The following is an 11601-nucleotide window of genomic DNA, read 5'->3' as shown; positions in this document are numbered from 1 at the left end:
GTGATTCATTAATGCATGAGCAGGGCAAATATGATCGTTTAATGCAACACGCGAACTGGCTGTCGGCGCGGCCAAATGCCGCAAATACCCAAGGCCAAACCATATACGACATGGTTGACCAGACTAGCCACCAGCAGGCCTGTGCCGTTAGTGGCGCTGCCGAAAAAGCCCAATCCTACCGAGGGATAAATTAAACATAGCGATATAAGCGAACAAACCAGACCATAAATAACGGCCCGGCATAGAGCACCGCTGCGCGGGTGATAAACGGAAAAAACAAAATAATAAAAAAGAAGCGCCAGGAAGATACCGGCAAAATAATGCGCACTGTAGCCCAATAGTAATGCGTGCGGCGCCGGGGGAATATCGCCAGGCCGCAGGAACAGGAATTGCCCATGCCACCATTGATTGGCTAAATTGCCGATAAAAACCAGGTTCAGTTTACTGATAATCCCGGCGGACGCGGCAATAAAATTGACCAGGTCCATACCGACGGTCGCCACAATGCCATACAGTCCATAACGTGCCAGTTCCCTGGCTGGGCTTACATCCAATTGTCTCTCTCCTTGTGGTTAAACTGCCGCAGCCTTCGAGGCTTTCGCCGGGCTGCGTTTCAAAATGGCCAATGCGCCGGAAAGAATAATCAACGCCATACCGGCTGCAGCAATATAAGACAGCTTTTCGCCAAACAGCAGATAACCGAGTAGCGTAGAGAAAATAATGGTGCTGTAGGACAGGATGCTGACAATCACCGCATTGCCGCTACCGTAAGCGCGGGTCATGGTGATTTGCCCCAAACTGCCGAATACGCCGATAGCGCCTACGCACAGCATCATGGCGCTGTCCAGGGCCGTGAAGCCCACCACCGCAGTCATCACACAGCCAATCACCGTGCCCACCAGCGAGAAATAGAACACCACCCGCAGCTCCGGCTCACCACTGCGCACCAGTTTACCGACATTGAAATAGGCCAGCGCGGTCAGCAGGCCGGATAAGAGGCCAATCAGAGTAGCGACATACTCGCCATTCGGCGTGTCCGGGCGCAGCAACACCAGTATGCCGATAAACCCCAACAGCACGGAAAACAGCAGTTTGCCGGTCAACTGGCCTTTGGAGGTAACGAAGGCGATCGCCGACTGAAAGATCGGGTTGGTGTAACCCAGCGTGGTGGCGGTGGCGATCGGCAGGTGGATCAGCGAATAAAAACCGCAATACATCGCCGCATTGCCGATGGCGGCGCGTTTCATATGCAAACCGAGGTGCTGCGTGCGGAAACCGAGATTTTTAACCTTAATCAGCGCGGCGACGATCAGTACGTTAATAAACGAACGATAAAAAATAATATCGAAAAAGCCGACTTTGGCCGAAGCCAGTTTAACACTGGCCCCCATCAGCGCGAAAAACCCGCTGGCGACGACCATCCACAAAGCAACCATGATTTCCTCGGAATGCGACCCAAACGGGCGGCAAAAAATGATCTATACCCTGTACGGCCAGGCTGCCCCAGATTGGACCAGCGCCTCCGTATGCTGCACCCGTATCAAACGGGGCGAATATATTCGCCCCCTACGGGCTGTGCAGTCAACAACGCCGCAGCTTGAAAGACACTATTATTCGGCGGTTTTCACCGTCAGTGGTTTGTTGTCGGCGCAAGCGAAGAACACCAGCATCTCCGCCCCTTTATCGCCAGAAACGCCCTGATGAACGATATCTACCGTGTCGGTAAAGGAATCCCCTTGCTTAAAGGTGTGCTTCAAGCCGGTTTTTTTTACCGTGAGAGAAACGCTGCCGCCGGTCATATACACCGCACTGATGCACGGGTGGGTATGCCAGGCAAGCACCTTGTTCGGCTCCACCGTCACTTTCAACATGGTGATCTGAGGGGCGCCGGCCGGATACTGCCCGTACGGCGTGCCCTCCCACGAGGTTTCGGTTTTCAGCAGGGTTTCTTTGCTGATCCCTTCGCCGTGATCTTCAGCAGCCAGCGCGCTCCCCTGAAATGCCATCGTTAATGCCAGAAGTATCAATTTATACATTGTTATCGCTCCATGACTCTGTGAATAAGAACAGAAATGGCGTGATACAAAGGATAATTAACGACGGCCTCTGGAGCGCGTCCTTACAACCCTTTGATACGCTGTTCGTATTCTACGATGCTCTCGGCATAGTATCGATTGGGTGCGACATGATTTCCTACTATCACTTCGATCAGGAACGGACCCGCGTACTCGGCTGCGGCGGCCAGCGCCTCGTCCAGCTCCTCCAGCGTCGTCGCCTTCGCGGAGGCAACGCCCAGGCTGTTGGCGAAGGACTTCCAGTCGTGGCTCGGCAGAGCGGTGTAATCAGCCGATACGCCACGGTTCTGAAGCGTGTCGATATGCATGGCACCGTGGGCGCTGTTGTTCATGACGACAAAGGTCATTTTGACCTGATAACGAGCGGCGGTCTGGATCTCCATGCCATGCATCAGCATGCAGCCGTCACCGGTCACCACCACGCAATCGCGGTGCGGTGCCGCCAGTTTGATGCCAATACCGGCGCATATCGCCCAGCCCATCGGCGCCAGGGAGCTTGAGGTGTGGTAATCACCGCGCCCGCTGGCCAGCCAGTGGTGGGCCATAAAGATACGGTGCGCCCCGGAGTCAACCACCACGTTGGTGTCCTCGTCCATGCGGCTGCGGATGCGTTTGATGACATCACCGGGATACATGTTGGCTTCACCTGCGGCCTGGCGCGCCTGCAAGTCAGGCAGTTGCTGTTCAAGCGGCAATTGACGCACCTGTTCAAGCCAGCCATCGCGCAGCGCCTTGATGCCGGCCAGGTGCGCATCGTCGTCGCTGACCGCATCCAGCAGGTGTTGTACCCCGCCGGTCAGGCTGGAGAAAATCTGCATGTCCGGCTGATAGTGCGAACTGACCTTGTCAAAGTCTTCGTCAATCACCACCAGCGTTTTGGTGCCGTGCAGCCGCGGGTTCCAGTTCAGGCTGTCACGCTGGCTAAGGTCGCATCCCAGCACCAGCAGTACGTCCACGTCATCGCCGTTGATGGTTTCCACCGCACGAGTATGGCCGGCGAATCCATACAGGCCAAGCGCCAGCTCGTGCCCTTCAGGGAACGCCCCCTTGCCGGACAGCGTGGTGGCGACCGGCAGACGATACTTCTCCGCCAGGCGCAGCAGCAGTTCGGCATCCTGCGGGTTATTCATGCGGTTGCCCACCAGGCAGGCAACTTTCAAGCCGCGCAGCAGGTAATCGTCCAGCACCTGATCCAACCCTTGCTGGTCGATCGCCGCTTCGCGGCACTGTGGTGTGCGCTGTGGATCTGCAGCATGATTGCCTGCCACCGCTTTCTTTTGCATGTCGACCGGTACGCTTAAATAAGCACGGCCTTTACGCTGGGTGTTCAGGCAAGACAAACTGCGCCGCAGTTCATGCTGCAACGTCAGATTATTTTTCACTTCGATGGCGGCGGAAAGCAGAGGTTTGACGATAGTCAGCTCATCGATGCCGCTATTGCTGCCGTCCTGAAAAGCGCCCTGCGCTTCATGATAGGTCGCGATGCCGCCGGCCAGATACAGCACCGGGATCTTATCGGCCTGAGCCGCAGCCATCGCCGGCAGGAAATTCATGGTGCCCGGGCCGGAGATGCCGAGACAAACGCCGAACTTGCGGCTGGCACGGGCGTAACCATCGGCCATAAAACCGCAGGCAGTTTCATGAGCGCCGACGATGCCGGTCATGCCGGAATGTTCAATGGATTTAATTAGTGGGTATACGAGCTTGCCCGGTACCAGGAATATGTATTGAATGCCGCGTGCTTCAAGACCCTGGATAATTACATCAGCGTTGCTTCTCTCTGCCGCTTTCGCGCCAGGCGTCGCAATAACCCTGATACCGTCCGCAGTTGCCAGTGCTACGGGGGTGTATAACTTCTCTGCGTGAGACTCCATTTTTCATGTCCAGTCGTGGTGGGCCAACCTGATTCAGAGTCAATCCCACCAGGCGGTTAGCCCACAGAGACAGGCTCTCATGCGCATCTGCTTACGCGTTAGGGTAACATTGATACAAAAATGTGCGCCAGATCACAGCATAAACGTTGATAAGCATAAAGATTGTTTAGTAAAAATAAAGATGCAAAACTGCTTCACATTGATGCATTTATTCATATCCTGAAACATAATAAATAATTATGATACGTGGGCTTCATTTGCAGCCAAAACCAGAGCCAAAGCGGCTGTGCGAGAATGAACACTGATAAGACCGATAAGCCTGTACAAAGGAAATGGCATGATGAATTGGGATGACGCACGCTTCTTCCTGGCAGTAGCACGCTGCGGTACTTTACGAAAAGCCGCCAATGAACTACACGTCGACCAGGCCACTGTCGGCCGGCGCATTACCGCTTTTGAAGAAAACCTGGGATCGAAGCTATTTATCCGCACGCCGAAATCATTTTCCCTCAGCCCGCTGGGCGAGGAAATGCTGGCGGACGTAATGAATATGGAAAACTCGGTGCAGGCAATTGGCCGCAAGGCCACCAGCGGCGACGACAGCCTGTGCGGTAACGTGCGCATCGCCACCACCGACACCATGGCCGAGGCCTTTGTCATTCCGGCGTTGAAGGATTTGCGTGAGCAGCACCCATTAATCACCGTCACACTGCTGACGGCGGTTAATATCTCCGATATTTCTTATCGCGGCGCGGATCTGGCGATCCGTGGCGCACGGCCCGATTCTGATGAGCTGATTATCAAGCGCATGGCGACCATCGAAATGGGGCTGTACGCGACGCAAGACTATCTCGATAAACACGGTCTGCCAACCAAAGGCGATCACCTGCGCGGCCACGATTTGCTGATGTTTCCGCGCGAACTGGTGCCGCGTCACTGGAATAATTTCTGTGGCGAGGCGCTGATCGATCCCAACGTCGTTTTGCAATGCAATTCACAGTTGCTGCTGCGCTCGGCGACACGGAGCGGTTTGGGGATTGGTCTGCTGTCCTCCTTCCTGGCGGATAAGGATCCGGATCTGGTGCGGATCTTCCCGGAAAATAAGGACTGGGTGGATATCTGGCTGGTGCTGCACCCCGACCTGCAGCGCGCTGCGCGGGTGCGCGCCGTCGTGCAGGCGCTGGAAGCGTCGTTTAAAAATAACCCAGGCTGATTCTCTCACCCGTCCCTGCCCCGCCCCAATAGAAAAAGGTCGCCGAAGCGACCTTTTTTACTGCCTTGATGCCTATCAGAACATCGGCTGCGCCATCTGCACCAGCGTAATCAGCGGCTGTGGGTAGACACCCAACAGCAGCACCAACGCGGCGGAGATCAGCACTACTACACCGCCCGCAGTCAACGCCCAGTTGTTCGGGGTATCGCGTTGCAGAGCTTCCGGCGCGCTGAGGAACAGGCTGACGGTCACACGCAGGTAATAGTACAAACCGATGGCACTGCCCAGTACCACAGCACCGGTCAGCCACCACAGGTGAGCGCTGACGCCCATCGCGATAACGAAGAACTTACCGATAAAGCCCAGGGTCATAGGGATACCGGCCAGAGACAGCATCATCACCGTCATCACCGCGGACAGAATCGGCTTATGCCAGAACAGACCACGGTAGGAGAACAGCGAATCGGCGTCCGGGCCACGGTACGGGCTGGACATCAGGCTGACCACGCCGAACGCGCCCAGGCTGCTGAACAGGTAACCGGCCAGGTAAACACCGGCGGTTTCCAGCGACAGTTGATGGGTTTGCACCGCAATCAACGCCACCAGCAGATAACCCAGGTGGGCGATCGACGAGTAACCCAGCAGACGCTTGATGTTGGTCTGGCTGATGGCCATCAGGTTGCCGAACAGAATTGAACCGACGGCAATGATCGACAGCACCATACGCAGCGCTTCGCTGTCGGCGGCCGGGGCATACAGGAACAGACGCATCACTACGGCGAAGATCGCAATCTTGCTGGCAGTGGCCAGGAAGGTAGAGACCGGCGCAGGCGCCCCCTGATACACATCCGGCGTCCACAGTTGGAACGGCACCAGAGACAGCTTGAAGCCCAGACCCACAATCATCATGCCCATACCGGCCAGGATCAGCGGTTGGTGCATCATGTTTTCGTGCAGGCTCTTGCCCAGACCGGCCAGCGACAGATCGCCGGACTCGGCATACAGCAGCGCCATACCGAACAGCAGGAATGACGAAGCCGCAGCGGACAGCAGCATGTACTTGATAGCGGCTTCCAGCGGACGCTTCTGGCGGTAGGCGTAACCCACCAGGCCGAACAGCGGCAGCGAGATCAGTTCAATACCGAGGAACAGCGACGCCAGGTGGTTGGCGCTAGCCAACAGAATGCCACCCAGCGTGGCAATCAGCACCAGCAGGTAGAACTCTTCGCGGTTGTCCGGGTAACCCACCAGCCATGGATAGGCGAAGGTACAGGTCGCCAGGCTCGCCAGTATCACCAGCCCGGTATAGAACATCGAGTAGCCGTCGACCCGCAGCAGCGGGGTGACGTCCATTGGGCCTGCCTGGCCGACAAAATACAGCGAAAGCAGCGCCAGGTTTAGACCGATCACGGTCAGTGTGGCGTTGATAAAGTGGTCGCGTCGCCACGCAATGCCTAGCATCACAACCACCACCGTCAATCCGACGATCAACAGCGGTAGCAGTGCGATCAGTTGTTGAGGAGTTATTGTCATGGCGAATTACGGCCTTGTTGTTGAAATTGCTGAAACTGACGAACCAAACCAGTGTTGCACGTTGCTCATCGCCGCATTAGACGTGTCCAGAATCGGCTGCGGGTAAACCCCCAGCAGAACCAGCAACACCACCAACAGCAGAATGATGAACAGTTCGCGCGCGGTCATGCCCGGCAACGGTTGCTCCGATTTAGCTTTGCCGTAATAGGCGCGCTGCATCATGATCAACGAGTAAACCGAAGCAAACACCAGACCGAAGGTAGAAATCACGGTGATCACCGGCACCACCTGGAAGCTGCCGAACAGGATCATGAATTCGCCGACGAAGTTACCGGTCCCCGGCATCCCCAAGGTGGCTACCGCGAAGAACAGCGACAGCGCAGGGATGTACTTGATACGTCCCCACAGGCCGCCCATCTCGCGCATGTCACGGGTATGCAGACGTTCGTACAACTGGCCGCAGATGATGAACATGCCGGCCGCAGACAGGCCGTGCGCGATCATCTGAATCACCGCGCCCTGGTAAGCCAGTTGGCTGCCGGTGTAGATGGCGATCAGCACGAAGCCCATGTGCGATACCGAGGTGTAAGCGATCAGACGTTTAATGTCGGTCTGCGCGAACGCCATCCAGGCACCGTAGAAGATACCGACCACGCCCAACCACATGGCGATTGGCGCAAACTCGTGCGACGCTTCAGGGAACAGAGGCAGGCTGAAACGCAACATGCCGTAGGCCGCCGTCTTCAGCAAGATCCCCGCCAGGTCAACGGAACCTGCGGTTGGCGCCTGGCTATGCGCATCAGGCAGCCAGCCGTGCAACGGCACCACCGGCATTTTCACCGCAAAGGCGATGAAGAAGCCCAGCATCAGCAGATATTGCACGTTGTGTGACATTGGCGTTTGCAGCAGATCTTCGTAATCGAAGGTCCACACGCCGGTCGCATTGTAGTGCACGAACACCAGGCCCATAATCGCAATCAGCATCACCAGACCGCTGGCCTGGGTATAGATGAAGAATTTGGTGGCTGCGGTGATGCGGGTTTTACCGTCCGACGCCTTGTGACCCCACAGGGCGATCAGGAAGTACATCGGCACCAACATCATTTCCCAGAAGAAGAAGAACAGGAACATGTCGATGGCGAGGAACACGCCGATTACCCCACCCAGGATCCACAGCAGGTTCAGGTGGAAGAAGCCCTGGTATTTCTGGATTTCACGCCAGGAACAGAGGATAGCCAACACGCCCAGCAGGCCGGTCAGCACCACCATCAGCAGTGAAAGGCCGTCCAGCGCCAGGTGGATGGAAATACCGAAGCGAGGGATCCACGGCAGCAGGAATTCAGACTGCCATTGCGGGATGCCTTTCGGCGTAGTCAACGTGTAGCCACCCTGCATCCACAGATGCAGAGAAAGCGCCAATGTCAGCCCCATTGCGATCAACGCAATCCAGCGCGGCACCTTAGTACCGAAGCGCTCAAACTGCCAGCACAGCAGACCGCCAATAAAGGGGATAAGAATTAGCCAAGGTAATAGCATGGCGTTTTGTGTCCCTTATACGAATAATTTCAAACTTTGTACGTAGCGCCTGCCCTGCAGAGCGCTACGCCCGAAAAATGCGTCTGTTTAAATTATTCAATTAAACCAAAATCAACAGAGCCAATACGACCACTGCACCCACACCCATAGACGCTATATACCAACGCACCTGGCCGTTCTCGCTTACTGTCAGACCACGGTTCCCCCAACGGGAGAAGACGGCAGGCAGGTTCATCATCGAGTTCAGCGGATCGCGCTGCAGCAGTTTCGCAATACCCAGGTAAGGCTTGACGAAGACTTTGTCATACAGCCAGTCGAAGCCCCAGGCATGGAACCACCAGGTCGAGAAGAAACGCCCCGGCGCGCTTTTAGCGATGCTGCTAACCAGGCTGCGTTTGCCCAGCCACAGCGCTGCCGCCAACAGGATACCGGCGATAGCCACCACGCCTGAGGTAATTTCCAGTTGCAGCACGCTGCCGTGCGCCAGTTCGGTAGTATCCGGCAGTACGCCCTGCAATGGCGGAACGATCATCGCGCCAACGAAGGTGGACAGCACCAGCAGAACCAACAGCGGCAGGTGGTGAGTGATGCCTTTACCGGCATGCGCTTTGATTTTCTCTTCGCCATGGAACACGATGAAAATCATACGGAAGGTGTAGAGCGAGGTCATGAACGCCCCGACCAGACCGGCAATCATCAGGTTGAGGTGACCGTTCGCCATTGCGCCCGCCAGGATCTCATCCTTACTGAAGAAGCCGGCGGTGATCAGCGGCAACGCCGACAGCGCAGCGCCGCCCACCAGGAAGCAGACGTAAACCAGCGGAATGCTCTTGCGCAGGCCGCCCATCTTGAAGATGTTCTGCTCGTGGTGGCAGGCCAGGATCACCGAACCGGAGGACAGGAACAGCAGCGCCTTGAAGAACGCGTGGGTCATCAGGTGGAAGATCGCCGCATCCCACGCCTGCACGCCCAACGCCAGGAACATGTAGCCAATCTGGCTCATGGTGGAGTAAGCAAGCACGCGTTTGATGTCGGTTTGCACCAGCGCGGCAAAGCCGGCCAGCACCAGGGTCACAGCCCCGACGATACCCACCAGATGCAGCACTTCCGGCGCCATCAGGAACAGGCCGTGAGTACGGGCAATCAGGTAGACGCCGGCGGTTACCATGGTCGCGGCGTGGATCAGCGCTGAAACCGGAGTTGGGCCCGCCATCGCGTCAGCCAGCCAGGTCTGCAACGGCAACTGCGCCGATTTACCGACCGCGCCGCCCAGCAGCATCAGGGTAGCCCAGGTGATAGCGGTATCGCCGACGGCCAGCTTCTGCGGTGCCAGAATCATCAGTTCGCGGATGTTCAGCGTGCCCAGCTCGTTGTAGAGAATGAACAGCGCGAACGCCAGGAACACGTCGCCGACGCGGGTCACGATAAAGGCTTTCATCGCCGCCGCGCCGTTGGCCGGATCCTTGTAGTAGAAACCGATCAGCAGGTAACTGCACAGACCCACCCCTTCCCAGCCCAGGTACATCAGCAACAGGTTGTCTGCCAGTACCAATATCACCATGCTGGCGATAAACAGGTTGGTGTAAGCGAAGAAGCGCGAATACCCCTCTTCACCGCGCATGTACCAGGAAGCGAACATGTGGATGAAGAAACCAACGCCGGTAACCACAGACAGCATGGTCAGCGACAGGCCGTCCAGCGTCAGCGTCACGCCAATATTGAAGTTGCCGACGGTCATCCAGTTCCACAGGCTTTGCTCAAACAGCTGCACGCCGGTGGCTTTCTGGGCGAAGAAGTCCATCGCCACATGCACCGTAACCAGCGCAGCCAGGCCGATAGAGCCTACCCCGACGGTCGCCGAGACGTTTTCAGACCAGCGGCCACGGGAAAATGCCAACAGCAGGAACCCGATCAGCGGTAGCAGAATAGTTAAATATAATAGGTTCATCCGCGCATCTCACTGACAGTATCGATATTCAGGGTATGACGACGACGGTAGAGCTGCAACAGCAACGCCAGGCCAATACTGGCTTCGGCTGCCGCCAGGCTGATCGCCAGGATATACATCACCTGCCCGTCCGGTTGGCCCCAATAGCTGCCCGCCACGATAAACGCCAAGGCTGCGGCGTTAATCATCACTTCCAGGCTGATCAACATAAACAGCAGGTTGCGACGGAGCGTCAGCCCGGTCAGGCCGAGCACGAACAGGATCGCCGCCAGGATCAGACCATGTTGAAGAGGGATCATGCTTGCTCCTCCGATTTTCTTCTCGCCATTTCGCTACTGGCCGGTGCGTTGCTCAACACTTCGCCCGGTTTGTGCTCGCGGCCAATGTGGAAGGCAACAACCAGACCTGCCAACAGCAGCATTGAAGCCAGTTCAACCGCCAGAACGTAAGGACCGAACAGGCTGATCCCCACCGCTTTAGCGTCAACCATCTCACCGCTGATGCCCTGATCGGACAGGCTGCGGATAGCAACAATCAGCACCACCAGCAGCGCCAGCGACATCAGACCAGGCCCGATCCACACCGACGGCTTCAGCCAGTCGCGCTCCTGCTGCTGCACCGCGTTGCCGAGGTTCAGCATCATCACCACGAACACGAACAGCACCATGATGGCACCGGCGTAAACGATGATTTCCAGCGCGGCGGCAAAGTACGCGCCGAGTGAGAAAAAGACTGCAGAGATCGCCAGTAACGAGACGATCAGATACAGCAACGCATGCACAGGATTGGTATGCGAGATCACGCGAATCGTCGCGACAATCGCAATCAACCCTGCCAGATAAAAGGCAATTTCCATGCTTGCTGGCTCCTTAAGGCAACAGACCTTTGACGTCGATCGGTTTGGCTTCGTTTTCGGCTTCGCCCTTGGCTTTGCCGTCAATCGCCATACCGGCCATCCGGTAGAAGTTATATTCCGGATATTTACCCGGCCCCGAGATCAACAGATCTTCTTTTTCGTACACCAGATCCTGGCGCTTGAACTCACCCATTTCGAAATCCGGCGTCAGCTGGATTGCGGTGGTCGGGCAAGCTTCTTCGCACAGGCCGCAGAAAATGCAGCGCGAGAAGTTGATGCGGAAGAACTCCGGATACCAACGGCCGTCTTTCTGTTCTGCTTTTTGCAGCGAGATACAGCCAACCGGGCAGGCAACCGCACACAGGTTACAGGCCACGCAACGCTCTTCGCCGTCCGGATCGCGCGTCAGCACGATGCGGCCACGGTAGCGCGGCGGCAGGTAAACAGGTTCTTCCGGATACATCTGGGTTTCGCGCTTGGCGAAGGCGTGCAGGCCTATCATCCAAATGCTGCGCACCTGGGTGCCGAAACCAACCAATAACTCTTTCAATGTCATGGTTTATTCA

11 protein-coding genes are annotated in these 11601 nt (G+C 56.7%); 1 reads left to right on the top strand and 10 read right to left on the bottom strand.

What is annotated here, in order from left to right:
- Positions 1-38: 38 nt before the first annotated feature.
- From ACTJJ1_RS16750 to ACTJJ1_RS16735, 4 genes are all read right to left on the bottom strand, one after another.
- Positions 39-554 carry a DUF6789 family protein gene (locus ACTJJ1_RS16750; protein WP_020439493.1) on the bottom strand — a complete coding sequence of 172 codons (516 nt, stop codon included), beginning with the start codon at positions 552-554 and terminating at the stop codon, positions 39-41.
- 18 nt (positions 555-572) lie between these two features.
- Complete coding sequence (locus tag ACTJJ1_RS16745; RefSeq protein ID WP_004947227.1) at positions 573-1436, bottom strand: DMT family transporter; 864 nt, start codon at positions 1434-1436, stop codon at positions 573-575.
- Between the two features lie 174 nt (positions 1437-1610).
- Positions 1611-2036 carry a cupin domain-containing protein gene (locus tag ACTJJ1_RS16740; RefSeq protein ID WP_004947230.1) on the bottom strand — a complete coding sequence of 142 codons (426 nt, stop codon included), beginning with the start codon at positions 2034-2036 and terminating at the stop codon, positions 1611-1613.
- A gap of 83 nt (positions 2037-2119) precedes the next feature.
- Positions 2120-3949 (bottom strand): thiamine pyrophosphate-binding protein, encoded by a 1830-nt coding sequence (locus ACTJJ1_RS16735; protein ID WP_004947234.1) that lies wholly within the window; start codon positions 3947-3949, stop codon positions 2120-2122.
- A 337-nt stretch (positions 3950-4286) separates the two neighbouring features.
- On the opposite strand from ACTJJ1_RS16735, the gene ACTJJ1_RS16730 reads away from it, so the two are divergent.
- Entirely contained in the window at positions 4287-5162 is an 876-nt protein-coding gene (locus ACTJJ1_RS16730) for a LysR family transcriptional regulator (protein ID WP_006326839.1), read from the top strand.
- A gap of 75 nt (positions 5163-5237) precedes the next feature.
- On the opposite strand, the gene nuoN is transcribed toward ACTJJ1_RS16730, so the two are convergent.
- The 6 genes from nuoN to nuoI all read right to left on the bottom strand — a co-directional run bounded on the left by nuoN (position 5238) and on the right by nuoI (position 11591).
- Positions 5238-6695, bottom strand: a complete 1458-nt coding sequence (nuoN, locus tag ACTJJ1_RS16725; RefSeq protein ID WP_004947238.1) for an NADH-quinone oxidoreductase subunit NuoN — start codon at positions 6693-6695, stop codon at positions 5238-5240.
- Between the two features lie 6 nt (positions 6696-6701).
- Positions 6702-8231 carry an NADH-quinone oxidoreductase subunit M gene (gene nuoM / locus ACTJJ1_RS16720; protein WP_004947242.1) on the bottom strand — a complete coding sequence of 510 codons (1530 nt, stop codon included), beginning with the start codon at positions 8229-8231 and terminating at the stop codon, positions 6702-6704.
- Positions 8232-8331: 100 nt separating this feature from the next.
- Positions 8332-10179 (bottom strand): NADH-quinone oxidoreductase subunit L, encoded by a 1848-nt coding sequence (gene nuoL, locus ACTJJ1_RS16715; protein ID WP_004947246.1) that lies wholly within the window; start codon positions 10177-10179, stop codon positions 8332-8334.
- Positions 10176-10478, bottom strand: a complete 303-nt coding sequence (gene nuoK / locus ACTJJ1_RS16710) for an NADH-quinone oxidoreductase subunit NuoK (protein WP_004947249.1) — start codon at positions 10476-10478, stop codon at positions 10176-10178. The genes nuoL and nuoK overlap by 4 nt, the downstream gene beginning before the upstream one ends.
- Positions 10475-11035 (bottom strand): NADH-quinone oxidoreductase subunit J, encoded by a 561-nt coding sequence (nuoJ, locus tag ACTJJ1_RS16705; protein ID WP_004947252.1) that lies wholly within the window; start codon positions 11033-11035, stop codon positions 10475-10477. The genes nuoK and nuoJ overlap by 4 nt, the downstream gene beginning before the upstream one ends.
- 13 nt (positions 11036-11048) lie before the next feature.
- The gene (nuoI, locus tag ACTJJ1_RS16700) at positions 11049-11591 is read right to left on the bottom strand and encodes an NADH-quinone oxidoreductase subunit NuoI (protein WP_004947256.1); all 543 of its coding nucleotides are present in this window, start codon (positions 11589-11591) and stop codon (positions 11049-11051) included.
- Between the last annotated feature and the right edge of the window lie 10 nt (positions 11592-11601).

The sequence above is a fragment of the Serratia sp. 22264 genome (assembly GCF_052045345.1).
Classification (GTDB): Bacteria; Pseudomonadota; Gammaproteobacteria; order Enterobacterales; family Enterobacteriaceae; genus Serratia; species Serratia plymuthica.
The sequence above is the reverse complement of the archived record's forward strand: the minus strand, read 5'-3'. Positions and strand labels throughout refer to the sequence as shown.